At 65.6% G+C, this 26,230-nt stretch carries 14 protein-coding genes and 2 tRNA genes; 9 read left to right on the forward strand and 7 right to left on the reverse strand.

Translation table 11 applies throughout. The features are described from left to right. Nucleotides 1-600, forward strand: a complete 600-nt coding sequence (gene orn, locus BH683_RS23500; protein ID WP_084838668.1) for an oligoribonuclease — start codon at nucleotides 1-3, stop codon at nucleotides 598-600. Between the two features lie 83 nt (nucleotides 601-683). After that, nucleotides 684-756 (forward strand) — tRNA-His (locus tag BH683_RS23505). Between the two features lie 145 nt (nucleotides 757-901). Here the strand turns inward: BH683_RS23505 and BH683_RS23510 are convergent. After that, nucleotides 902-2,113: an Ig-like domain-containing protein gene (locus BH683_RS23510; protein ID WP_084838733.1), complete on the reverse strand. Its 1,212-nt coding sequence runs from the start codon at nucleotides 2,111-2,113 to the stop codon at nucleotides 902-904. Nucleotides 2,114-2,320: 207 nt separating this feature from the next. On the opposite strand from BH683_RS23510, the gene BH683_RS23515 reads away from it, so the two are divergent. Further along, a tRNA-Lys gene (locus BH683_RS23515) sits at nucleotides 2,321-2,393 on the forward strand. A 165-nt stretch (nucleotides 2,394-2,558) separates the two neighbouring features. Here BH683_RS23515 and BH683_RS23520 read toward each other — a convergent pair. Continuing rightward, complete coding sequence (locus BH683_RS23520; protein ID WP_084838669.1) at nucleotides 2,559-2,780, reverse strand: DUF3618 domain-containing protein; 222 nt, start codon at nucleotides 2,778-2,780, stop codon at nucleotides 2,559-2,561. A 139-nt stretch (nucleotides 2,781-2,919) separates the two neighbouring features. On the opposite strand from BH683_RS23520, the gene bcp reads away from it, so the two are divergent. Next, nucleotides 2,920-3,393 (forward strand): thioredoxin-dependent thiol peroxidase, encoded by a 474-nt coding sequence (bcp, locus tag BH683_RS23525; protein WP_084838670.1) that lies wholly within the window; start codon nucleotides 2,920-2,922, stop codon nucleotides 3,391-3,393. 19 nt (nucleotides 3,394-3,412) lie between these two features. After that, a complete protein-coding gene (locus BH683_RS23530) occupies nucleotides 3,413-4,102 on the forward strand; it encodes a TetR/AcrR family transcriptional regulator (RefSeq protein ID WP_246833541.1) in 690 nt (229 codons plus the stop codon). 4 nt (nucleotides 4,103-4,106) lie between these two features. On the opposite strand, the gene BH683_RS23535 is transcribed toward BH683_RS23530, so the two are convergent. Together BH683_RS23535 and BH683_RS23540 are read right to left on the reverse strand one after the other, a co-directional pair. Next, nucleotides 4,107-4,511, reverse strand: coding sequence for a holo-ACP synthase (locus BH683_RS23535; protein WP_084838671.1), 405 nt, complete (start codon nucleotides 4,509-4,511; stop codon nucleotides 4,107-4,109). 34 nt (nucleotides 4,512-4,545) lie between these two features. Next, nucleotides 4,546-13,773 carry a type I polyketide synthase gene (locus BH683_RS23540; protein WP_084838672.1) on the reverse strand — a complete coding sequence of 3,076 codons (9,228 nt, stop codon included), beginning with the start codon at nucleotides 13,771-13,773 and terminating at the stop codon, nucleotides 4,546-4,548. A 453-nt stretch (nucleotides 13,774-14,226) separates the two neighbouring features. Here BH683_RS23540 and BH683_RS23545 point away from each other — a divergent pair, with 453 nt between their 5' ends. Both BH683_RS23545 and BH683_RS23550 read left to right on the forward strand, forming a co-directional pair. Next, complete coding sequence (locus BH683_RS23545) at nucleotides 14,227-14,649, forward strand: HIT family protein (protein WP_084838673.1); 423 nt, start codon at nucleotides 14,227-14,229, stop codon at nucleotides 14,647-14,649. 5 nt (nucleotides 14,650-14,654) lie between these two features. Beyond that, nucleotides 14,655-15,425 carry an NAD-dependent deacylase gene (locus tag BH683_RS23550; RefSeq protein ID WP_084838674.1) on the forward strand — a complete coding sequence of 257 codons (771 nt, stop codon included), beginning with the start codon at nucleotides 14,655-14,657 and terminating at the stop codon, nucleotides 15,423-15,425. 204 nt (nucleotides 15,426-15,629) lie between these two features. On the opposite strand, the gene BH683_RS23555 is transcribed toward BH683_RS23550, so the two are convergent. From BH683_RS23555 to BH683_RS23565, 3 genes are all read right to left on the reverse strand, one after another. Continuing rightward, a complete protein-coding gene (locus BH683_RS23555) occupies nucleotides 15,630-19,793 on the reverse strand; it encodes an AAA domain-containing protein (protein ID WP_084838735.1) in 4,164 nt (1,387 codons plus the stop codon). 127 nt (nucleotides 19,794-19,920) lie between these two features. Further along, a complete protein-coding gene (locus BH683_RS23560; RefSeq protein ID WP_084838675.1) occupies nucleotides 19,921-20,247 on the reverse strand; it encodes a rhodanese-like domain-containing protein in 327 nt (108 codons plus the stop codon). A 224-nt stretch (nucleotides 20,248-20,471) separates the two neighbouring features. Then, a complete protein-coding gene (locus tag BH683_RS23565) occupies nucleotides 20,472-22,247 on the reverse strand; it encodes a DEAD/DEAH box helicase (RefSeq protein ID WP_084838676.1) in 1,776 nt (591 codons plus the stop codon). Nucleotides 22,248-22,415: 168 nt separating this feature from the next. On the opposite strand from BH683_RS23565, the gene BH683_RS23570 reads away from it, so the two are divergent. Both BH683_RS23570 and BH683_RS23575 read left to right on the forward strand, forming a co-directional pair. Next, nucleotides 22,416-24,227, forward strand: coding sequence for a long-chain fatty acid--CoA ligase (locus tag BH683_RS23570; protein WP_084838677.1), 1,812 nt, complete (start codon nucleotides 22,416-22,418; stop codon nucleotides 24,225-24,227). A 212-nt stretch (nucleotides 24,228-24,439) separates the two neighbouring features. Further along, nucleotides 24,440-26,155, forward strand: a complete 1,716-nt coding sequence (locus BH683_RS23575; RefSeq protein WP_210405139.1) for a transposase — start codon at nucleotides 24,440-24,442, stop codon at nucleotides 26,153-26,155. Nucleotides 26,156-26,230 lie beyond the last annotated feature (75 nt).

Below are 26,230 nucleotides of genomic sequence, written 5' to 3' on the forward strand. Positions count from 1 at the left end.
GTGCAAGACAAACTTGTGTGGATCGACTGCGAGATGACCGGGCTGCAATTGGGCAGCGACAAACTCATCGAGATCGCAGCCCTTGTCACCGACAGCGAACTGAACATCCTCGGGGACGGTGTCGACGTGGTCATCCACGCCGACGACGACGCCCTCGCTGCCATGCCCGCGGTGGTGAAGAAAATGCATGCGGCCTCGGGCCTCACCGAGGAGGTCCGCAAATCCACGGTGACGGTCGAAGAGGCCGAGAAGATGGTCCTCGACTACCTGCGCAAAGAGATCGGTAGCTCAGGCGCAGCCCCCTTGGCGGGCAACTCGATCGCCACCGATCGGGGCTTCATCACGCGAGATATGCCCAAGCTCGACGGGTACCTGCATTACCGCATGGTGGACGTCAGTTCGATCAAGGAGCTGTGCAGGCGCTGGTACCCGCGGATCTACTTCGGTCAGCCGGAGAAGGGCCTGTCCCATCGGGCGCTCGCCGACATTCGCGAGTCGATCCGGGAGCTCAAGTACTACCGGGCGACAGCCTTCGTGCCCCAGCCCGGACCCGAGTCGGCAGCGATCGAAGAGGTCACCAAAACGCTCGGTCCAGCATGATTTCGCCTGGCCAGATAACCGATTGGAATTCCGGCCCGGCATGCCGCTAGAGTAAGTCCCTGGTTCCGCTAGCGGTACCGATGGTGGGCGTAGTTCAGTTGGTAGAGCACCAGATTGTGATTCTGGCTGTCGCGGGTTCGAGTCCCGTCGTCCACCCCGACACAGAAGGCCCGTCCCGCATCGCGCGGGGCGGGCCTTCTTCTTTTCATCACGAAACATGCTCCACTTACAGCAATCCGCTCCGCTTCCAGGGCTCTGGAAGCGGAGCGGATTGACGTAAGTGGAGCAGATCCGGACCTGGTTAGGCGTTGCCCTTCTTCCAGGTCTCCCACGGGATGTTCCAGTCGCCGAGCCCATCGGTGCCCGACAGCTCGGGCCCCACGGTGTTCTTGACCGTCACGATGTCCCCCCGAAGCGAGTTCTGGACCCACCAGAGCGCGTTCTCCGGGCTGACGTTCAGACAGCCATGACTGGTGTTCTCGCTGCCTTGCGCATAGACCGACCACGGCGCGGAGTGGATGTAGATCCCGCTCCAGGACATCTGGGTCGCGTAATCGACGTCGAGCCGGTAGCCGGCCGAAGAGTTGACGGGCACACCATATGTCGATGAATCCATCACGATGGAGTCGAGACGGTCACCGATGATGTAGGTGCCGTTGTCGGTAGGCGTGGAGTCCTTGCCCATCGACGTCGGCATGGTCTTGATGACCTTGCCGTTCTCGGTGATCGTGATCGTCTTGGTGTTGTCATCGGCCGTCGCGATGAGCTCGCGGCCGATGGTGAAGTCGGTCTTCAGGTTCTCCTGGCCGAACAGCCCGTCGCCCAGATCGATGCCGTAGGTGTTCACAGCCACGTTCACCTTGGTGCCTGGCTTCCAGTAGTTCTCCGGTCGCCAGCGCAGCTCCGTGTCACTGAGCCAGTAGAAAGCACCCTCGGTGGGCGGGTCGGTCGTGATGGTGATCGCGTCCTGCGCTGCCTTGCGGTTCGGAATCGCCTCGTCGAAGCGAATCGAGACCGGCATGCCGACACCGACGGTCGAATTGTTCTCCGGCAGCAGGTAGGCCTGCGTCAGGTTGTTGGGCGAACTGGTGGTGAACGTGGTCGTCGACTGCGTGCTGCCACCGATGCCCTTGGCGTCGGCGACGAGTGTGTACTTCTTGTTGTAGCCGAAGGAGCCTGCCGGCACCGTCCAGGTCTTCTTGTCCTCCGAGAGGGTCCCCTGGATCGGGGTTCCCCCGGCATTGGTGATCGTGACGTCCGTCAGGCGTGCGTCTTTGGCGGTGACCTTGACCGGTGCACCGGGCGCGAACCCGACGTCGCCGTCCACCACCGGCTTGTCTGCGAACCCGGTGACCTCGACCGCGGGCTGCAAGAGATCATCGAACGGTGTCGTGCTGACCACCTGGTCGCTGTACTTCGGCGGAGTCGGATCCGACGAACACGCTGACATGACACCCGCGAGTGTCACGAGGAAAATCACCAGAACAGCGGGCTTGCCAACCCTGCTGCCCATGGAGGCCTGCCGGAACCCCATCTCACTCCAAACATCTGCCTAAGGCCCGACGACGCGGGCAAGAAACCATCTGCGCGAGAGTCTACGTGCAAAGCCGGACAACCGGGAACCGCGAACCACCGCAAAAGCCCTGGATTCACGGTGCGCGAACCACGCGATTTTCATTTCTCGGGTTCGGCCTGCTACCGTTCCAACTCGAAAGAACGAGCGCCATTAGCTCAATTGGCAGAGCAGCTGACTCTTAATCAGCGGGTTCGGGGTTCGAGTCCCTGATGGCGCACAACGAAAGAGAATCCCCGGAGCATGCTCCGGGGATTTTTCTGTGTGCCGAACATTTCATCCACTCGGATGACGACACAAGCTGCCACGCACGCGGATTCGCTCGGTCACAGAGCTGAAAATGGGGGCCGCGACATCGCGACCCCCATTCGACGAACTCGTCCGATCAGCTCGCGATCTTCTTGAACACCACGGCCAGCACGACGACACCGACCGCGATGAGCGATCCCGCCACCGCAGGCTTGCGCAGTGTTGTCAGCGCCGTGGACTTGGCGTCCTCGGCCAGCCGCGCTGGGCTGGCCCGGGTGGCCAGGGCATCGAGGGTGCCGGCGAGTTCGTCGCGGGCCCGCTCGATGTCGCGTTCGATTCCGTCGGTGTCGCGTCCCACAGGTCCTCCATCTAGTGCTGCGCCGCCTCGCCGGTGGCCAGGTGCGTGTTCGGCCGGTCAGTATCGGCTCTACGGTAGTTCACCGCGGCGATCGGCAGTGCTCCGCCACACGTTTGCCCACTCCGCTAGCCTGAAGTCGATGACTGAGAACACACGACTCGCGGTAGGCGACAACGCCCCAGGCTTTTCCCTCCCCGACGCCGACGGCAACACCGTTTCGCTGGACGATTTCCGCGGACGGCAGGTGATCGTCTATTTCTATCCCGCGGCCAGTACCCCGGGGTGCACGAAGCAGGCGTGCGATTTCCGCGACAACCTCGCCGAACTCGGCGGCGAGGGCATTGATGTCGTCGGGATCTCGCCGGACAAGCCGGCGAAGCTCGCCAAGTTCCGCGACGCGGAAGAGCTGACCTTCCCGCTGCTGTCCGACGTCGACAAGTCCGTGCTGACCGCGTGGGGTGCTTTCGGAGAGAAGAAGATGTACGGCAAGACCGTCACCGGGATCATCCGGTCGACGTTCTTGGTCGATGCCGACGGCAAGATCGCACTCGCCCAGTACAACGTGCGGGCCACAGGCCACGTGGCGAAACTCCGCCGCGACCTCTCCGTCTGATCGGAAGCGTGCGACCCCCATGGCACAGGTGCACTCCGAACCCGACAGCGGGACTCGCGATGCCCTGAAGCCGGGGGCGTCGCGGTTGCTCAGTTCAGAGCCGCTGGTACCCCGGAAACGGCCGACCCAGCAGCGCAGCCAACTACGTTTCGACGCGATGCTGGCGGCGGCGCGAGATCTCCTGATCGAAGTCGGATTCGAGTCGCTCACCTGCGAGCACATCGCACAGCGCGCCGATGTCCCCATCGGCACGCTCTACCAGTACTTCGCCAACAAATACGTGGTGGTCTGCGAACTCGATCGTCAGGACGCCACCGGCGTGCAGAGCGAGCTGGCGACCTTCGCGGCGGAGGTTCCGTCGCTCGACTGGCCGCGCCTGCTCGAGAAGTTCATCGACCACCTGGCCCAGCTGTGGCACGACGATCCGTCCAGGCGCGCGGTATGGCTCGCTGTGCAGTCGACCCCGGCGACGCGGGCGACCGCAATGGTGCACGAGAAGGCACTGGCCGCACTGGTCGCCCGGATCATCGCCCCGTTGACGCCAGAGCGCAGCCGTCGGGCCCTGATGTCCGAGCTGCTGGTCCACACGGCCTATTCACTGCTGAGCTTCTCGGTGCAGGAAGGTCAGAATCACACCGACACCGTCGCCGAACTCAAGCTCATGCTCGGTCGCTACATGATGCTCGAGGACCCCGAGAACAGCCGCTGACCTCTCAGCTTTCCGGCGGCGCATCCTCGATGATCGCGACCGCACCGGCCATGTCACCGTCGTGGGTCAGCGAGACATGGACGACCGTGCCCGCGAGCAGATCTCCGATCTCGCCGCCGAGCCTGATCGCAGGCCGTCCCCACGTATCCGTCACCACCTCGATGTCGCCGTGACGAATCAAGGGCAGCAACGGCTTACGCGCGAACCTGCTCACCGACCAGGCCTTGATGACCGCTTCCTTCGCCGCCCAGCGGGCCGCCAGATGCCTCGCCTCGCTGCCGGTACCGGAGGCAGCGTCGCGCCGCTCCCCCACCGTGAACCGGTCCGCGAACGTGGTGCCCGGTTGCTTCAACTGCTCGGCGAAGCCGGGGATCGACACGAGGTCGATCCCCACTCCGATTACCGTCATACGTCAGACGTTCTCATATATGCGTGGCACGCGCTCATTCGCCGGCGCCGTAATGGCCCGTCGCCGACAACCGTGCGTCACCGTCGAGCAGCATGGCCGCTTCCTGATCACCCTCGTAGGCGCTGTCGTCGAACCGACGGTTCGGCGGACGCTGGTAGGCTGGCTTGCCACCGAACATGGCCTCGAGAAGACGTTGCTGTCCGAGTCGTGACCGTTCGGCCGCAGCCGCCCGGTACTGCTCGCGCTGCGCCGGATCCAGGGCTGCGACAAAGGCTTCCGGATGGACCACCGCGATGAGGCCTGATACGTGCCCGAATCCGAGGCTGGTCAGCAGACCGGCCTTGAGCGCGAACCGCTTTCCGAAACGCAACGGGGCGGTCGGCCACACGAGGTGCTTGTACTCCTCCATCGCCTCGTCGACACAGTCCAGGCTGCGGTTCGGCGGGATGACCCCGTCGCGCAGCACCTGGCACAGCCCGATGAGCTGGAAGGCCGCGGCGCCGCCCTTGGCGTGGCCGGTGAGCGACTTCTGCGACACCACGAACAGCGGTGCACCCTCGCTACGACCGAGTGCCTCGGCGAGGCGCTCGTGCAAGTTCGCCTCATTGGGATCGTTCGCCTTGGTGGAGGTGTCGTGCTTGGACACCAGCGCCACATCGTCAGGGCTCACACCCAGTTGACGCAACGACTTGGCGAAGCCGGAATCCTTTTGTCCACGAGCCGCTCCCAAGGCACCGATACCGGGCGCCGGGATGGAGGTGTGGACGCCGTCACCGAAGCTCTGCGCCCAGCCGACCACACCGAGGACGGGCAGACCCATCTCGGCCGCGACATCACCGCGGGCCAGCAAGATCGTGCCGCCACCCTGCGATTCGACAAAGCCGCCGCGGCGGCGATCGTTGGCGCGGGAGAACCGGCGGGCGTCGATGCCCTGTGCTTCCATCTTCGCCGACTCCGCGGTGGCGGACATGTCGCCGAAGCCCACGATGCCCTCGATGCCGAGATCGTCGAACCCGCCGGCGACCGCGAACAATGCCTTGCCCAGCTTGATCTTGTCGACACCTTCTTCCACCGACACTGCGGCGGTGGCGCACGCGGCGACCGGGTGGATCATCGCGCCGTAGCTACCGATGTACGACTGGACGACATGTGCGGCAACGACGTTCGGCAGTGCCTCCTGCAGGATGTCGTTCGCCTTGGCCTCGCCGGTGAAGGTGTCGAGGTAGAGCGATCGCATGGACGTCATGCCGCCCATACCGGTGCCCTGAGTGTTGGCGACCAGTCCGGGATGCACCCAGCGCATCAGTTCCGACGGTTCGAAGCCCGAGGCCAGGAACGCGTCCACGGTGGCGATCAGGTTCCACAGCGCAACCCGGTCCACGGACTCGGCCATGTCGGCCGAGACGCCCCAGCGGGTGGGATCGAAGCCGGTCGGAATCTGACCACCCACGGTGCGCGTCAGGTTGAATCGGCGCGGAACGCGGATCTCGGTGCCCGCCAGGCGGGTCACCTGCCATTCACCGCTCTCGGCGTCGACCTTGATCTTGGTCTTGTCGGGGCTCGACGACTGGAACGCGCGGGCCTCGGTCTCCGACGACACCGTGAAGGTGAGGTCGTCGTCGAGGAACACCGACGTGAGCAACGGTGAGGTGTTGTCGATCATGTCGCCGTCGTCCGCGTACCTCCGGATGCCGCAGCGTTCGACGACCGCATCGTGATAGCGGTCGGCGATGTCCGCCTCCGCCACCGGGTCCGACGTCTCGGCGTCATACCAGCCCGGCTTCGGCGTGGACTCCCAGACGATGAGCCCGGTGCTCCACGCCAATTCGAGGACACCGGCGGCCGACAGTTCGTCTTCGACCTCCATCTCGAAACGGGTACGCGAGCTGCCGTACGGGCCGAGTTCGCCGGCACCGACGATGACGACCAGGTCTTCCGGTCGAGCATCGATCTCGCCCCAGTTCGGGGTGGTCGCCTCCGGCGCGCGGGCCGGTGCGGGCAGAGCTGCCAGCGTCGGCTCGTCGTCGGTGTCGTCGTCCTCCGTGCGTGCGACCGCATCGGCCTGAGCCTGCGCCAGCGCCTTCATGTCGAGCGTCGCGTCGGCGAGCCCACCGGTCAGATCCAGCTGGATCGGCTCGGTGCGCGCCTGCGTGCGGCTGTCGGGGGTGACAGCCTTGAGCAACTCCGTCGCCATCTCGTTCGTCGACCAGGTCTTCACGCCTGCGGCCTCGACCGCCTCGACCAGACCGTCGTTGTGTCCCATGAGGCCGGTTCCCGTGACCCAGCCGATGAGAGCGTGCGCCAGGGTGACCTTCGAGTTCCAGGAATCCTCTGCCGCCCAACGCTTCACCAGTGCATCGAGGGCTGCCTTGGACTCGCCGTACGCACCGTCGCCACCGAACATCCCGCGGTTGGGTGAACCCGGGAGCACGACATGGAGGCGAGCGGCGAGGTGATGATTGGCCGCGATGTCGCCGAGTCCGGCGATCAGCCGCTCGACCGACCAGAGCAGGACCTTCATCTCCAGTTCGGCGCGAGCACCGGCGTCGGTGAGGTCACCGGCGACCCGCGGTGCCGCGAACGGGAAGAGCAGGGTCGGCTTGAGGGCAGGCTTGACGACTCCGGTCTTGCCACCGAGGTTCTCGGTCTGCTCACTGCCGATCCACTCGACCAGCTCGTCGACATCGGTATACGACGACAGGTTCGCCGGGGCGACCCAGAGCGCCGCATCGCCGCGAGCACTTCGCCGGTACAGCGCCTTGAAGAACGCCAGTCGGTTGTCGTCGAGACGCGAGGTGGTTGCCACCACTGTCGCGCCACCCGCCAGCAACTGCTCGACCACCGCGGCGGCGATCGAACCCTTGCTGGCGCCGGTCACGACAGCAACGTCCTTGGCATAGGTCTCGGGCTGCGGATCCTGTGCGGCGTGAGCGATCTGGGCGTAGACCCGGGCATGCACCCGGTGTCCGTTCGCCAGCGCTTTGCCCTGCCACCAGGAAGCCTGGTGGCACACCGTCTCGCCGGCGCCGATGAAGCGGGCGCTGATGTCGTAGAAATCGTTGTCGACGACGTGTTCGTCCTCGAGCCAGATCCGGGCGAGATCCTCGCGGGCACTGGCCCACCGGTCGTCGATCAGCACCGCGCGGCGCTCGTCGAATGCCGGTGCCACGACCCGGAGCCAATCCGAACCGAGTTCGGCACTGACGCGTTCGAGGACTGCGGTGTTGTCTTCAGCCGGAGCGCCGACCTCCTGCTCTTCGGCCAGACCCAATTTGGTCAGGATCGTCTGTGCAGCGGATGCCAGAGCGCCCGAGCGACCGATGAACTGCTCGGTCAACTCACCCAGGGCTGCAGCGTCGACCGTGCCACCACCGGCGCCTCCGCCGACTGCCGGCTTCGACACCGAGATGCCCTTGTTTGAACCGACCTTCGAGACCGCAGCGTCGATCAACGCATCGATCGCGTCGGCGTTGGCCGGGGCCGCGGAGATCAGGTCGCCGAGGTCACCGCCGCGAACACTTACACCGTCGCGGCTGCCGAGAGCGACCGCGAGGCTCGTGTGCAGCGCCCAGCCGGGTCCGAGCTGCCAGACCGAGGTGACCCGGTCCTCGATGTACGACGCGCGCTTGTTGACCGGTCCGAAGACCTTGCGAATCTGGTCGCCGATCGCATCGGTGAGCACCGAACCGAACGGCTTGTAGCCGCGGGCAAGTGCATTCACGGTCGACGCGAGCGCAGGCATCTCGGCCTCCGCGGCGCCGTCGATGGCACCGAGACCCAATTCGCCGCCGATGTCGAGCAGCAGCTGGTTACGCCGCGAGGACACGCCGTCACACAGCGCTTCGATCGTGTCGGCCGCGCCGATCTGATCGATGCGGATCTTGGTCCACAATGCGATCACCGCGTCCACGGCGTCGGCCGGGGTGAAGGAGATGTCGTCGGGACGTGGGCCCGAATCCACCGGCGCAGCGACCGGAGCCGGTGCCGCGGTGGCGGTTTCGGCAGCCGGGGAAGCTGCCTCTGCTGCGGGCGCTTCTTCGGTCGCCTCGTCCTCGTCCACGTCGGGCGCGGTGTCCTTGGCCAGGATGACGTCGGAATCACGCTCGATGTTGAGAACCTGCACAGCGGACTGCGCGTAGTCGTCGAGCTTGAGGGTGTTGCCTGCCAGACCGCTGAGCGTCGGAGCCGACTTGACACCGACCTCCACGAATCGCTCGACGCCCGCGCCGCCACGTTCGGCGGGTGTGAACAGCAGATCCTGGGTCTCGATCCAGCGGACCGGGCTGGCGAACTGCCAGGCCAGCAACTCGACGAGGATGACCCTCGTCAGCTCACCGGGCTTGGCACTCCAGGTATCCCAGTCAGCCAGAACCTCGTTCAGCGGATCGGACGGCACCAGGTCGGCGATCTCCTGGACGAAGTCACGGCCGAGGTTGAACATCCGGGGCACCAGGTTGGGGACATAGCGCCCGACCAGGATCTCGGGGTCGATGTGCTCGGGCAACAGGTCCTGCAGACGGAGCCGGAAGTCCGGCACGCCGGCCCGCAGCACGGTGGAGTGGAAAGGCACGTCGATGCCCGGAATGACGATGAACGACCGCTTGCCACCGGTCTTCGCGCGCAAGATCTCGATCTCGGCCTCGAGTGCCTCCAGGCCCTTGACCGTGCCGGCAATCGCATACTGCGAGCCCAGCAGGTTGAGGTTGACGACCTCGACGAACTCGCCCGTGCGCTCACCGATCTCGGAAACGAAATCGATGACATCGTCGTCAGCCAGACCGAACTGGCTGGGACGAATGGCAGCCATCTGGTAGTCGCTGCGTCCCTTGGCATCTCGAGGAACCAGGTGATGCATGGCCTCGCCGCGCTGGAACACGACCTCGAGGACTGCCTCCAATGGGAGAACGCCCGCGCATGCAGCCAGTGCGTTGTATTCACCGACCGAGTGACCACAGGTGATGGCGTTCTCGACGAATGCGCCGGACTCCTTGAGCTCGGCGATCTGCGCGACGCCGAGTGTTGCCATCGCTACCTGGGTGAACTGGGTCAGGAACAGCACGCCGTCAGGGTGCTGGTAGGTGGTACCACCGGCCGACAGCGTGGTCGGGTTGTCGCGGACGACGGCCAGGATCGAGAAGCCCAAGGCGTCGCGGGTGTGCTTGTCTGCGCGGTCCCAGATCTTGCGGGCGGCCTTGGACCGCGAGCGGGCGTCGAGCCCCATGCCCTTGCTCTGGATGCCCTGACCCGGGAATGCGTAGACGGTCTTGGCCGGGGCCAGCAGACCGGTGGCGTTCATCACGAGTTGGTCGCCGACCTTGGCGCTCACCTCGATGACGTCGCGGCCGGCGTCCATGCCGACGCGGTCGACGCGGACGGTGATCTCGTCGCCCGGACGGACCATCCCGAGGAAGCGGGCGGTCCAGCCGATCAGTGCGCGCGGCACCGGGATGGCGTTCTTCGCATCGGTGGCGGTGGCGACGTGCTGGGCGGCGGCCGAGAGCCACATGCCATGGGCGATGGGACTGCCCAGGCCGGCCATCTTCGCAGCCGACAGGTCGGTGTGAATGGGGTTGTGGTCACCGGACACCAGCGCGAACCCGTTCATCCGCGACGGCGCCGTGATGGTCGCCTGACGGATCTTCTTGCGGGTGGCTTCGCCGGTGCGGGCACTCAGTGCGCCGCCCGCACGCTTCGGGTCGCCGAGTTCGCCACTGCCGGTGCGTCCGCGAACCGCGAAGCGCTCGGTCATGGTGGCGACCTGACGATCACCCTCGGCGAGGGTGACATCGACGGTCACGACCCGACCGAGGTCGGTGTCGGTCACGTCGGACAGCGCCGCGGTGACGGTGAACTCGGCCTTCGTGCGGGGCAGCTCACCGACCGTGGTCGCCACGTGATCGAGGTGGACCAGGTCGAGCAGACCCTCCACGACCGGTGCGCCATCAGTGCTGGTCGCCGCGCCGATCACGCTGAACACAGCGGGCCAGCAGAGGCCGACCAGCGTGTCCGGGTTGGCGAAACCGGTGACGCCCTGGGGAATCGATGCGCTCAGGTGCTCGGGCAGGGTGTAGGCGGTGACGGCCGCATGGTCGGCGACCAGGTCGGGATCCCAGGTGGCGGTGCGTGTTGCGCTGCCATCGGTCACCTCCGCCAGCGATCCGCCTGCCGCAACGGCCAGGAGCTGACGCATGGCGCCGGCCGCGGCATCGACGGTCACCGTCGGTGCTCCGCCGTCGAAGATGGAGTTGTCGACGATCATCGGAATCGAGACCGTGGCCTTACCGATCGGCACGCTCAGCAGCACGCCGTCGTCGGTGCGCTCCAGAACGGCACCGGTCGGTTCGTGTTCGCCACGCTCGGTGGACGGGAACTCCCACGCATCGCGATCACCCAGCTGCGCAATCGGGTTCGGCACGAGCCGGCCCGACCACTGCACGCTGAGTGCCTCGATCGCGCTGCCCAGGACACCGTCTACATCGACCAGCCCGGCCCGCAGCCGTGCACTTATTGCGAACGGTTCAGAACCGATCCCGTGCAGGTCGGTGACGACCTGCGCCTCGAAGCGGTCGAGCAGTTCGCCCACCGGCTCGTCGACGCGGGTGATGCCCGCAACGGCAACCGGGCCGGGAATGATGCAGACCTCGTCGGCGCCATAGCGGGCATCGTGTGCCTGCCACAGCGAGTCGCTGCGCCACCAACGCCGCACATCCTTGTCGATGACGGGCACGAAGTTGACGGGCTTGCCGGGCGTACGGCAGAGCTCGAGGAAGAAGAGCAAGTCGGCCGGGTGCAGCACATCGGTGTCCGCAGCCGGGTAGACCGCCACAAGCGCGTCGATGGCGGCGCCGGCGTTGTCGGTGGCCGCGGTGTGCCCGAACAGCGTCGGGATGTGGCCGCGATCGGCGTCGTTCAGACGGGCTTCGGCGCGCTGCAGCATCTCGATGAAGCGCTGACGCCAGGTGATGTCGACCCAGGTGTCGGGTCCGGTGGCCTCCCCGACGGCGAGCTCGACGTAACGGTCGAGCCACTCGCGGTAGGTCATCTGCGCCACGTCGCCGAAGTACGGCTTCGCGGTTCCGGTCAAGGCCTCGATGATCTCGTCGCGGCGCTCGGCCACTGCGTCCTCATCGCCGGCCACCTCGTCGAGCAGGCGGCCACAACGTGACGCGGCGTTGTCGACCTCGTGGATGTCTGCACCGAGTTGGCTTCGACCCGAGGCCATTCCGGCGCTGGCGTAGCCCGCGCCGATCCACTCGTCGCAACCCGGGGTGTTGACGAGCAATTCCTTGACCGCCGGTGAGGTGGTCGCTTCTTTGGTCGCCATCGCCGCGGTCCCGATGAGGATGCCGTCGAGGGGCATCAGCGGGTAGTCGTGTGCGGCAGACCAGACACCGGTCAGGTACTCGCTGGCGCGCTCGGCCGTGCCGATACCGCCGCCGACGCAGATCACGACGTTGGGCCGCGCACGCAGCTCGGCGTAGGTCGCGAGCAACAGCGAATCGAGGTCTTCCCAGGAATGGTGCCCGCCCGCGCGGCCGCCCTCGATCTGAACGATCACCGGGTAGTGCGGGACCTCGGCGGCGATCCGGATCACCGATCGAATCTGACCGATGGTGCCGGGTTTGAACGAGACGTACGGGATCTGGGCCTCGGCGAGCTCCGAGACCAGGGCCACCGCCTCGTCGAGCTCAGGGATGCCGGCCGAGACGATGACGCCGTCGATGGGCGCGCCGTTCGCACGCGCCTTCTGCACCAGACGCTTGCCGCCGATCTGCAGTTTCCACAGGTACGGGTCGAGGAACAGCGTGTTGAACTGCGCCTGGCGACCGGGCTCGAGCAGCTCGGTCAGCTTGGCGATGTTGTCTGCGAAGATCGCTTCGGTCACCTGACCGCCGCCGGCGAGCTCGGCCCAGTGGCCTGCGTTGGCGGCAGCAGCGACGATCGCGGGATCGACAGTGGTCGGCGTCATGCCTGCGAGCAGCATCGGGGACCGGCCGGTCAACCGGGTGAACGAGGTCTCGACGACCTGGCGTCCGTCCGGCAGTTCGACGATGCGGGGGCTGTAGCTGCTCCACGGCCGCTGGACGTCGGGGATACCGCCGGGGGCGAACAGGTTGCGCTGTCCGCCTCGCTGGCTCACCGAGATGAGTCCGACACCCTGGCCGCGAACCACGGGAACGCTGAGACGAGTGGCCACATCGCCGGGACCCAGATCGAGGATCCACTTGGCGCCGGCGCTGACGACGTCGTCGAGTGCATCCACCCAGTCGACGCGGTCGACGAGCACGGCTGCCGCCAGGCGACGCGCGGCCACCGGATCGATGTCGCAGGCCTGCGCCCATTCGGCGACCAGGTCGGCCGCGGCGTCGAGCGCCGGATGGTGGAACGCGATCGACACCGCGAGGGGGTCGAAGACCGGCGCGAAGGCGGACCCGCCGGTGGTCTTCTTCTTGCGCTCGGCTGCCTCGGCGTCGGCGATGGTCTCGCACTGGGCGACGAACGCGGCGAGGTGCCGGGGAGCGCCCGACAGAACCACGGAGCGGCGACCGTTGAGGATGGAGAGCACGGGGGCCGACTCGCGGTCGCCTTCGCGCAGCGTCTGGGCATAGTCGTGCACCAGTGCCTGGATCCGGGCCGGGTCGACATTCGCGATCGACAGCATCGGGCTTCCGGCGGCCTCGGCGGTCAATCCGCGACGACGAGCCACCAGTGCGCCCGCGGCACCGATCAGATGCGCGACCGCGAGCAGGGCTCCGTCACCCAGCCCACTCTCGATGGTGGCCGCCTTGATCGCTTCGGTGGCGAGAACCCCCTGAGAGTGTCCGATGGCGGCGACGGGAGGCATTGCGGCGAGGTCGAGACCCTGCTTGCGCGTCGCGCTCACAGCGGCCAACTGGGCGAGCAGGATGCCCGGCACGGAGACGGGGGCGGCAGCCAGCGCGGAGTCGCCCGGAGTGGCTTCTTCGGCGTTGTAGGCGCGCACCCAGCTCAGCGGATGGAAGCCGTCGGGGCGCACTGCGGACAAGCGGTCGGCCACCGGCTCGATGAGCCGCTCGGCAGCTTCGACGATCTTGGCAGTGCTGCGATCGAGATCGGCGTCGATGACCAACTCGGCGAGGACGGGCAACCAGGGGCCACCTTGTCCACCGAAGCTCACTGCGTACGACTCACCATCCCGCAGTCGGTCGATCAGGGATCCATCGGGCCGGGTGGCCCAAGCAGAGTTTTCTTCGGATCCGGTGCGGAACTGGTGAATGGTCACGAGGCTCCCTCATGTAGCTGGTTGCGTGTGTTTCTGCGGATGTGAGGACCGCGCTGTCTGTGGACGGCGCAGCCCGGAGATTCCCATCCGCTGGTGGGCCTGACGAACTCGCATTGCGAATTCCCCTGCGGCCCACTACGTTTCATCTCGACAGACAGGCAACATTGCCCGCCCTCTCCAGATGCGCTCGAACACCATGTTGGCACACAAAAATGAGGTTTTCCTCATGTTTCAAAGTGACCCGTGGGTATACCCGTCAGTAACATCCGCCACAGGGGGTCCAGCAGTACGCGAAGTACCGCAAGCGATCGTTGAATAGGCAGATCACACCGACCGAACGAGCGCTCACCTGGGAAAACGACGGGCTGTCGCGACCGTTACCCAATCGTGACAAACAAATATGTCACTCCCGGTGCGCGGGCTCTCCGAAGAGGCGGCACTAGGGTGGCCTGTATGAGTGACTGCGTCTTTTGCGCGATCGTCGCCGGATCCTCTCCGGCCCACGTCGTCTACGAGGACGACGATGTTCTCGGCTTTCTCGACATCCGTCCGGTACGACCTGGCCACACCCTGCTGATCCCCAAACGCCACGCCGCCGATCTCGCCGAACTCAGTCCTGAACAGGGCGGCAAACTGTTCCAGGCCGGCCAACGCGTCGCCGCCGCCCAACGCAGCTCCGCGATCGCCGCGGATGGCGTCAACCTGCTCGTCAATGATGGCCGCGCAGCGTTCCAGACCGTCTTCCACTCACATCTGCATGTGGTGCCGCGACACAACGGGGACAAGCTGGTCCTCGCGAAGAGTTTGCTCACCCGGCGCGACAACGACCTGCCGGGTACGGCCGAGATCCTGCGTTCCGAACTGCAGGGATCCTGACGCCGATGGGCGCCACGCACCTCGATCCGGCCGTCGCTGCGTTGGTCCGCGAGGCGCACTGGGTGACCGTGTGCTCGGGCGCCGGCATGTCGGCCGAGAGCAAGATCCCCACCTTCCGCGACGCGGAGACCGGGCTGTGGGAGCGTTTCGACCCCACCGAGCTCGCGACGCCCGAGGCGTGGTCGGCCGACCCCGCCCTCGTCTGGGCCTGGTACCAGTGGCGCGCCCGCCTCGTTCGCGGCGCAGAACCCAACGCAGGCCACCGCGCGCTGGCGCAGTGGGCCGAGCGGCGCACTCTGATGGTGGTCACCCAGAATGTCGACGACCTACACGAACGCGCGGGCAGCGCCGTCACCGCTCATCTGCACGGAAGTCTCTTCGCGCCACGCTGTTCGAACTGCGAAACCCCTTACGAGGGCACTGATGCCGACCCGGACACGGCGACGGAGACCCTGCGCGTCGAACCGCCGGCCTGTCCGCGCTGCCTCTCCCCTGTCCGGCCGGGCGTGGTGTGGTTCGGCGAACCGCTACCGCAGGGTGCCTGGGACCGGGCCGCCGATGCCGCAGCCGGATGCGACCTGTTGATCGTCGTGGGGACATCGGGACTGGTGTACCCGGCCGCCTCGCTCCCGGAACGGGCTCTGGCCGCCGGCATCCCGGTGATCGAGATCAACCCGGACCCGACACCTCTGAGCTCATCCGTCACGCATTTCCTGCAGACCACTGCGGGCCGAGGTCTACCGGCCCTGCTCGAGCACGTCCCGCCCGCGGACTGACCGCCGATCGTGCCTTTCCAGGCGCCGATCGTGCCCTTCCAAGCGCCGACCGTGCCCTTCCAGACGCCGACCGTGCCCTTCTAGACGCCGACCGTGCCCTTCCGAAAACCTTTGCCGCACAAAGGCACGATCGGTGAGCCGAACGGCACGATCGACGCGAACAACGGCACGGTCGACGGCGATATGGGCGCGCTTGGCGGAGGTCTAGTCCCCGCCGCTCAATTCGAGAGGTTGCCAGGGCTCGACATCTGAGGAACCGGCCAGCTCTGGTGCCACCGAGTTCGGTGAGACGCCACGTCTTTCCAGTTCATCCCACAGTCCGCGCATCGCGAGTTCTGGGTCGAGCAGGTATTCCGACTCGCGCACTCGCCAGAAACGCCAGCCGCAGCGGCGCAGTTCGCGTTCGCGTTCCATGTCGGCTCGCGCCTGTTCGGGCGTGCTGGTGAACTCGTCACCGTCGCATTCGACGGCGAGCCTGGCGTCGCTGCCGGTGACGACGAGGTCGATGACGCGGTTGTTGACGACCACCTTTGGATTCACGTAGAAACCGCGCTCGGTGAGATCGACGAAGATCTGCTGCTCGAACAGCGAGTCGAACGGTTCGTTGCGCGAGGTGGTCGTGATGCCGACGGGCATCGGATCAACCAGTGCGCCTTCGGTTTTCTGCATGTACGTCAGCAGTGAGTACCGCAAGTCATTCGTTTTGAGGTCACCTGCCTCGACCGAATGGATCAGCCAAAGCTGTTCCATGGCCCGGGAGGCCGCCACGTTGATCCGGCGCTGGGATTCGCTGCGGGTCAGCGCGTTGACGTTCGTCTCCGGGCACACCACCATGGACAGGAAGATCACGTGTCTCTCGTCGCCCTGGAAGTCGGGCGGTGTTCCCACCCGAAGGGCCCGCTCGCGCCAGATCTCAGGAGTGAGCGCATCGCGCAGCGACTGGCTGACGAGGTCGACCTGGCGCTGCCCTTGCAGCACCACCACGCCGAAGGACATGCCCGCATATCGCGGATCGACGTCGGCCTCTTTCAACAACTGCACCAGTGCGGCAGCTTCGTCCGGATTCACGAGCGACGAGTTCGACCCAGAACTCCTCGCTCCTTCGATGTGCCGGGTCTGCAACGGCGGCAACCGATCTGCACCGAACTGCCGCACCGGGATCAGCGGGGAATCGGGATAGAACTGCCTGCTGGAGAACTCGATGATCTCGGGCATCGACCGGAAGTGCTCGCGGAGCCGCACCACGTGCCCGAATCGGGTGCGCAGCATCGAGAACAGGCTCGAACGCGGCGTGAGACTGTCCCGCATGTACTGCGGGATGTCGTACAGGTAGGTGTCGAGTTTGGTGAAGACCTCGTCCATGCCCGAACCCCCGAAACCGCCGGGAGCACACTGTCGGTCGTCGCCGACGACGATCACCCGGGGCGCGAGCCACAGCAGGAACAGACTGGAGATGTCGGCTTGGCTGGCCTCGTCCACGATCACCACATCGAATGAATTCTGTTGCGGTGCGACAGAACTGAGCACCTGCGAGATGGGCATGATCCATGCCGGCACGGCGGTCTGCGCCTGCGCCATCGCGGAACGGGCGGCGAGCCTGAAGCGCTCTGCGTGCTTACCCGAGCCCTTACCGATGTTCGTTATGTGATCTCTGTAAGACTGCAGCGCCTGAACCTGGCTGACGGTCATGTGCTCGAGGCATTCACGCCACGCGCAGGCAGCTGCCAACCGCGCAGTGAAGTGCGTGATGTCGGCTTCGACCTCATCGAGGTCGGCTTCGAGCCTCATCTCGCGTTCCGGGTCACTGCGGTCCTGCGCCCACTGATAGGCCCGCCGCCACGACCACGCGGCGTCCATGTCCGTGAGACGGTCATCCCAGATCGCCTCGGTGGAGGTCTCGTTCAGCAGTTTCACGAGGCCCGGGGCCTTGTGCTTCAGGCGCAGCTCGAGCAGGTCCAACGCTCCCTGGCTCTCGCGCTCGATACGAGCTGAGTTGAAGGCACGGCGGGCCTCGAGAACGGCGTCGGGGTCGGCGGCACGCACGGCCGCGAGCAGCGCATCGCCCTCGCTCGACGGGCCTTTCTCGATCTCCGCTGACAAGACACGGGCGATGTCGTCGAGTTCGCGGCGCGCCAGCGTGCCGTCGTTCGCAGCGGCGATGGCACCTGCCTGCCGCGCCACCTCCTCGACCTCATCGATGCTCTTCGGACGTGGACCGCCCGGACTGATCGAATTCAGCTCGCGAACCAATTGATCTCGGCCCGTGAGCAATTCGGACACCCAGGCGAGTTGTCCGTCGAGCCGCACGAGACGTCCGAGCTGAACCGAACGGGTTCCGCTGGTGTCCATCGGAACGTTGACCTCGGCGAGGATCGACTGCACCCGCGCCACCGCATCGAGCACTCCGAGGTGATCGGCGACGAGCCTCAGCGACGGGGCATCAGTCGGCACCCGGCCGTCGACCGTGTAGGACGCTCCCAGGTCTTCGACAGCTTTCTGCTGGGGGGCTTTCCGGAATCGACCGCGCCACACACCACCCGATTCCAGGTACTCCGCGGCGTGTTCGAACAGGACTGAATCGCCCGTGGCAGCACCGTCGACCTCCACGGTGTGTGTCCCGATGCGCTTGTCCCGCTCGGTCGCGTCATCGATGACCTCCGATAGCGCCGTCACGCGATTCCACAGATATGACGCCTCACCGGAGAGCAGTCGCTGCGCCATCTGCTGCAGGTGCGGCGGGAACGTCCGGACTTCGCGCACCGCGGCGCCGAGACGGTCACACCTGGTCTTGACCCGCAGCAGTCGCGCACTGTCCACATCGGCGAGAATTGCGAGAAGCGAACCGCTGCCGACCATGCCTTCGGTGGGACGTTCTTGCACCCGCCTGCAGATCTGCTCCAGTTCCACGGTGCCCGGCAGCACGTCGTCGAGCGGGGGCAGATGCTGAGCCAGTCGATCAGACCACCCGCTGCCCCGGGCACGCAGCAGTTCCAGTAGCCGTTCGAACTCGGCGGGCTCCAGTGGGGGCAGCGCACTGCTCAACGGGCCTGGTAGCCAATCGTGTTGGTGCGCAACCTCATTGCATTGGCGCACGATGTGGGCTGCGGTTCCGCTGTAGCCGGCCGCGACCCATTCGTGCTTCTCGGTTTCCGACTCCCGGAGCTGCCAGATCTCCCGCAAGATCTGCTCACGCTTGGCGCGCGCCTGATCACGCTTGGACCGCAGGTTCTTGATCTCACTGGTCGCCACTCGCGACTGGAAGCTGCCCTTACGGGTGGCGATCGCCTCGACGCTGTCGATCAGCGACTGGGAACCGTCCTTGGTGACGTCGGTGATCGAGACCGCCAGTTCCTGCAGTTCGGCGGGAAGCTTGTCTCGGAGTACGTGTAGGGCCTGGGCCTTCTCCGAGACGACCAGCACCCGCTGGCCCTTGGCCAGGAGCGCAGACATCAGGTTCGCGATCGTGTGGGTCTTACCTGTTCCTGGCGGGCCTTCGACGACGACTCCGCTGTCGAGACCGAGTTGCGCGAGGATGTCGCGCTGTTCGACGTTAGACGGCAGCGGATACAGCGCGTCTTCGACGAGCTCGGCCGCGGACATCGCGCCCGTCTCGCGTAGCCGGGCCACCCGCTCAGACGCCTCGACCGGCTCGACCAATTGCGCGAGGCCGATGGGGATGTCGTTGGATTCATCCCGAACCGTGGCCATCATGGCCTCGTAGTAGTCGAGCAGCGGCGCCGAACCGCGACGCCGCAGGACGAGAGCAGGTGCCAGGTCCACTGTCACGGAGGCGGGGTCATCGACGACCGCACGTCGCCATTTCGTGAAGAACTTCTCGACCGATTCGGCGATCGGCGAGCGCGTGGTGCCGAGAGTGTCCGAGAGCTCTGTCGACGCAGCGAGGTCGAACCCGTCGAGGCCGGTGAGGAGATGACCTGCGTGCAGCTCCGGTTGCGTCCCTCCGGCGAGCCTGACGCTGATGACCCCGGTCGCATGGTCATGGTCGGCGATGACCGGTTGGGTGAGAAGATGCTCGCGGATCGACGTAGGCCCGTGTGCCGTGAGCAGCCCCGACGCGACCACGAGTTCCAGCGATTCGGGGCGCTCGGCCAACTCGTCGATGGCCTGGGCCAGCAGGTCGTACGCGGTGTTCTGCAGTGCATTGCCGCGGGACAGTTCGGTGATCACCTGACCGACGGCTGCATCGCGGTCGATCGGGATGTCGTAGTCGGGCCCGAGCCAGACGACCCCGGCGTGCTCTGAGACGTCCCGGATGACCGAGGATTTGGCCCGGACCAGCTCATGCAGGAACTGCAACAGGCGCAGTACCCTGCCGCGCCGGTCGTCGCCGGGCACAGAATCGGTCATCATGTCCTCGAGTTAAGCCTCAGGTTGATAATTACTAACCCAGAACGCTACCCGTTGCAGCGACCGTCTTCACGAGATGGCTGCCGAATGTCGGACTCGACTTGGCTACGCCCGCGCCAAACCCCCCTCAGGCAGTTGTCGCGGAGCGTAAGGCGCGGAAACCGCCGTCGACATAGTGCACGTTGGTGTATCCCAACGCGGCGATCCGCTGGGCGATCTGTGGCGCCTGAGAACTCACCGACACAACCGCGATCTCGGTGTCCAGATCGTCGATCACAGGGATGCGACGGTGCGAAGAAGGGTCGAAGGCTGCAAGCAGCTCATGCGGTTCGACCACCACCGCTCCCGGCAGACTGCCCTGGTGCCGGACAACCTGGGGTCGCATGTCGACCACAATTGCATCTCCACGATCGCGATGCTCGGCACATTCTTGCGCCGAGATCGGATCAGCCATCACTACTGGACTCATCACCGTTCCTCTTACCTACAGCTTGTGTGCGCTCTGGTTATGTCGTTCACCACACCCGAATTGTTACGGGAGGATGACGCCGAATCTAATTTCGCAACACCAGATTCACGCCGACGGCGATACTACCGATCGCCGGGGAGGTATTCCACCCCGACGATCTCACAGCTCACAAGAGGTGATAAGGAGAAGTGATCTGCCCAGTTCGAGCCCTACGGACGGGCCCGGCCTGCAACTTTCTGTGACCCACGGCGCTCTCGCCCGTACGACTTCCCGCCGCCTGCGCCCTTGTTCCCATACGAGGATCGCGAGCGCGGAGCCCCGTCGTCCTTCTTGATGCCGATGGGAACGCCGCCGATGCGGGTACCGCGCAGGCGCGTCAGCGTCTCACGGTCCAGATTGCGAGGAAGCTCGACGAGGGAGTGGTCTGCACGGATGCTGATGTGGCCGAAATCGCCCCGCGAGAGGCCGCCCTCGTTGGCGATCGCGCCGACGATGGCGCCCGGGGTCACGTTGTTCTGGCGACCGACGGCGAGCCGGTAGGTCGCGAACTCGGTGTCGCCGCCGCGACCGGAGCGCTCGGCACGCTCCTTGCGGTCGCGATCCTTGCGTTCGCTCGCGGGCGGATCCGGCGACATGAGGAAGCCACCGTCGCGTGTTTCGAGTGCGAGGGCAGCCGCGATGTCGGCCATCGTGACGTCGTTCTCTTGGGCGTAGCCCTCGATCAGCTTGCGGAACATGTCGAGGTGTTCGGAGCCCAGATTCTGGGTGATCGACTCGGCGAACTTCGTCTTGCGCTGAGCATTGACGTCGTCGACGCTCGGCAGGCCGATCTCGTCGAGCGGTTGGCGAGTCGCCTTCTCGATGGCGCGCAACAGGTGGCGCTCGCGCGGTGACACGAACAGCAGCGCGGTACCGGACCGACCGGCGCGGCCGGTGCGGCCGATGCGGTGCACATAGGCCTCGGTGTCGTGCGGGATGTCGTAGTTCAGCACATGGGAGATGCGATCGACGTCGAGTCCACGCGCCGCCACGTCGGTGGCGACGAGGATGTCGACCTGGCCGTTCTTGAGCTGCGCGATGGTGCGCTCACGCTGAGCCTGCGCGATGTCACCGTTGATGGCAGCCGCCGAGAACCCGCGCGAACGCAGACGTTCTGCGAGATCCTCGGTGGCCTGCTTCGTACGGACGAACACGATCATCGCGTCGAACTGCTCGACCTCCAGCACGCGCGTCAGGGCGTCGAGCTTGCGCTGGTGCGAAACCTGCAGGTAGCGCTGCGTGATGTTCGACGCGGTGCCCGTCTTGGCCTTCATCGTGACCTCGACGGGGTCCTTCAGATACTTCTGCGACAACCGGCCGATGGTCTTCGGCATCGTCGCGGAGAACAGCGCGACCTGCTTGGTGTCGGGGGTGTCCTTGAGGATGCGTTCGACATCCTCGGCGAAACCCATGTTGAGCATCTCGTCGGCTTCGTCCAGCACGAGGTAATCGAGCTCGGAGATGTCGAGCGTGCCCTTGTCGAGGTGATCGATCACGCGACCGGGGGTACCGACGATGATCTGTGCCCCGCGCCGCAACCCCGACAACTGGACGGTGTAGCTCTGGCCGCCGTAGATCGGCAGCACCTTCACGCCGGGCAGGTGCGCCGAGTATCGGCCGAACGCTTCGGCGACCTGCAGCGCGAGCTCGCGGGTCGGCGCGAGGATCAGGGCCTTCGGTTTGCGGGCGGACGCATCGATCCCCGAGAGGATGGGAACGGCGAACGCCGCGGTCTTACCCGTTCCGGTCTGGGCAAGACCGACGACGTCCCGACCCTCGAGCAGCGGCGGAATCGTCGCTGCCTGGATCGGTGACGGGGTCTCGTAACCCACATCTGTGAGCGCTTGTAGTACCCGGGCATCCATCCCGAGGTCTGCAAACGTGATGGTTTCTTCACTCGCAGCGGCCACATCACTCGCGGCGGCCGCATCAATACTGTCGGTCATTACTGTCCACTGTAGCCGTGAACAGCCCAAATCCGTTATTCGCAGCGTAGGGTGCCGCAACCGGCGGTAGCGGCTTCGCAGGTCCCTTACTGACGAGTAATGACAAAAGGTAATCTATCGCACAGTTGCCGGTGTCCGATTTGGTCAGTCACCGGTTCTCCGCATTCCATGCCGCAGGAGGCCTACGTGCAAGAGATCACCGTCCCGTCCGACTTCGTAGTGCCGGACAAGGCATCCATCGTCGATTCGATGCTGCGGCACCGCGACGAATCACCGACCAAGGCGCTCTTCAAACGACGCACTGATGGCGGCGCGTGGGCCGACATCAGCACCAAAGAATTCGCGGACCTCGTCGACGCGGTGGCCAAGGGCTTCATCGCCTCCGGCGTCGGCCCCGGAGACCGGGTCTCGATCTTGAGCGCAACCCGTTACGAGTGGACCGTGATCGACTACGCCGTGTGGCGCGCCGGCGGCACCACGGTCGCCATCTACGAGACCTCGTCCTCGTCGCAGGTCCAGTACATCGTGGAGAACTCGGAAACCTCGCTACTCGTGGTCGAGACCGAGGGCCAGAAGTCGGAGCACTCGCCCGCTCTCCTAGAGGCGGCGAGCCTGAAAGAGACCCTCGTCATCGATTCGGGTGCGATCGACGAACTGAAGAAGCGCGGCGAGACGATCGACGATGCGGAACTGGACCAGCGACATGCGAACACGCTGTCGAGCGACATCGCGACCCTCGTCTACACCTCCGGCACCACCGGCAAGCCCAAGGGCGTTGCGCTGACCCACGCCAACTTCTTGCACGAGTGCCACGCCGTGCGGGTGACGCTCGGCGACCTGATGTCCGAGGGCAGCTCCACCCTGCTGTTCCTGCCCCTGGCCCACGTCTTCGCGCGCATCATCTCTGTCGCATCGATCGTGCACCTGGTCCAACTCGGCCACACGACTGTCGGCCCGACGCTCATGGATGATCTTGCCGCCTTCAAACCCAGCTACCTGCTGTCGGTGCCGCGCGTGTTCGAGAAGGTCTACAACAGCGCCAAGCAGAAGGCCGAAGACGGCGGTAAGGGCAAGATCTTCGGCAAGGCCACCGATACCGCGATCGAGTACTCCAAGGCTCTGGAGACCCCGTCCGGCCCAGGACTGGTACTCAAGGCGAAGCACAAGGTGTTCGACGCCCTCGTCTACTCCAAGCTGCGTGCTGCCCTCGGCGGCGAATGCACCAGTGCGGTGTCGGGCGGCGCGGCCCTCGGCGCGCGCCTCGGACACTTTTTCCGCGGCATCGGCATCCCGATCTACGAGGGCTATGGCCTCAGCGAGACCACGGCCGCGGTGACCGTCAACGCCGAAGGCGCACAACGGATCGGAACCGTCGGCCGCCCCATCTATGGCCAGTCGGTCGCTATCGCCGACGACGGCGAGGTCTTGCTCAAGGGGCCGGTCGTATTCGGTGGTTACTGGAAGAACGAGCAGGCGACCGCCGAAGCAATCAAGGACGGCTGGTTCCATACCGGCGACATCGGCAAGCTCGATGACGGATACCTATCGATCACCGGGCGCAAGAAGGAACTGATCGTCACCGCCGGCGGCAAGAATGTCTCACCGGCCCAGATGGAGGACGCCGTCCGCGCTCATCCCCTGGTCAGCCAGGCGTTGGTCGTCGGTGACAACAAGCCGTTCATCGCGGCCCTGATCACCCTGGACCCCGAAGCACTTCCGGGCTGGCTCGAGCGGCACGAACTTCCTGCGGACACAGCGATCGCGGACCTGCTCGAGAACAAGGACGTCCTCGCCGAGATCGATGGCGCCGTCAAGACCGCCAACACCTTGGTGTCCAAGGCTGAAGCGATCAAGAAGTTCCGGATCATCGAGACCGACTTCACCATCGAATCCGGAGAGCTGACGCCGACGCTCAAGCTCAAGCGCAACGTCATCCACGATTCACACGCCGACGAAATCGAAGGTCTCTACACGAAGTAGGCAAGAGCCGACAGCGACGGGAGGCAGGCCACCGCGGCCTGCCTCCCGTTTCGCATTTCGTTGCCGACCTGGTCGGTCAGAGTGAGTTGGCGGGAATGTTCGTCCCCAAGGTGGGTTGCCGAGGGATCATTCGGGCTGTTGCAATTTGAACGTAGTTTGCCGGTACGGCGTCGGCTTGTCTAGCCGGTTTGTGGTGGTTTGTGGGCGATAATATGTTGGTGGCCAAGGGTTATCGTCCAGTGGATCGTGATCAGTACTTTCTGTTGCCGCCGAGTATGCGGGACTGGTTGCCCGATTCGGATCCGGTGTGGTTGGTGATCGAGACCGTCGCCTCGCTCGATACCAGCGTGTTGCACGCCCAACGCAAGACCGGCGGGGTGGGGCGGGCCGGGTATGACCCGGACATGTTGCTGACCCTGCTGATCTGGGGCTGGGCCCACGGGCAACGTTCTTCACGCCAGCTCGAGCGGCTGTGCCACCGCGATATCGCTTATCGCATCATCTGTGCTGGTGATGCACCTGATCATGTGACGATCTCGAGGTTCCGCGCCGACTGCGCCACTGCAGTTGAAGACCTGTTTGCGCAGGTCCTGGTGTTGTGCGCACGGCTGGGGATGGTCAATATCGGGGTCGTTGCTCTCGACGGGGTCAAGATCGCCTCGAATGCCTCGATGAGCGCCAACCGCACCGAAGACGGTCTGCGGGCGGCGATGGCCGCGCAAGCGGCCCGCGCCGCATCCGAGCATGCCGATGTCGATGCCGCCGAAGACGAGATGTTCGGCGCCGATGATCGCGGTGATGAGGTGCCCGGCGATCTGGTCGATCCCCGGTCGAGGTCTGCGCGGATCGCCGCAGCGCTGGCTGATCTGCAGGACCACAACACCAAGCAGGCCGCCGAGAACAACGCCGCCGATGAGCGTGCTCAGGCGCGGGAGGCGGCGGCCGAGCAGGCCCGCCAGGCCCGCGCCGAGAAGGTCGCGCGGTGGCGTGAACAGCACCCACCGGGCTCTCGTTCAGCCCGGGTGCCCACTGAAATCCGGGTCGAGGTCCACACCGCGAATCTGGAGCGCATACGCGCTGCCCAACAGGCCAAGATCGACCGGTGGCGGCCTGGGCAGCCCGGCCCGCGACCGGTGCCGGTCGACGACCACTACGACGTCGTGCGCGCGCGAAACACGCTGGAGCGGGCCACTGCCGAGCGGGTCGCCCGCCAGGCCGCCGAGGGCACCCGAACCCGTGACGCCGCTGCACGTAAGGAGGCTGATCGGCGGGCCGCAGCCACGCACCCGCGCACGTTGACCGATCCCAAACGCAACATCACCGACCCCGAGTCGAGGCTGATGATGCTGCGCGGCGGGGGCTGGATTCAAGGGTTCAACTGCCAGGCCGTGACCAGCTCCGATGGACTGTTCTTGGCGACCGGCGTCGGCAACAACCCCGCCGATGTCGTCGCGTTCGCCGCGATGCTCGACAAAGCAGTGGCCGCCGCCGACGACATCGCCAACCACCGACCCACCTCAGCACCAGAGGGCGATGCCGCGGGAATTGGAGTGTTCCTCGCCGACGCCGGCTACCTCTCCAACGAGAACCTGACCAGTCAAGGGCCGGACCGGTTGATCGCCATCGGTAAAGCGCGGCGTATCAACAAAACCGCCCGCGAGCAGCCCACCACAGGACCTCCACCGCCTGGGGCCACCCCCATCGAGGCCATGAGACACCGCTTGGCCACACCCGAAGGCCACGCCCTCTATGCCCAACGCGGTCACATCGCTGAAACCCCGTTCGGACACGCCAAACACAACCTCGGGTTCCGGCGGTTCACCAGCCGTGGATTAGACAGAGCCACAGCCGAGTTCGCGTTTCACGCCCTCGTACACAACCTCTTCAAAGCCATCAGAGGCGGACACCTCACCCCAGGAACGGCCTGAAAGGCCGGGGCCAAAAGCCCCAGCCCGCCAACTCACCACCAACGGCAGCCCATCGCCACAGACCCACACCCAGAA

The organism is Williamsia sp. 1138 (assembly GCF_002095435.2).
Taxonomy (GTDB): Bacteria; Actinomycetota; Actinomycetes; order Mycobacteriales; family Mycobacteriaceae; genus Williamsia.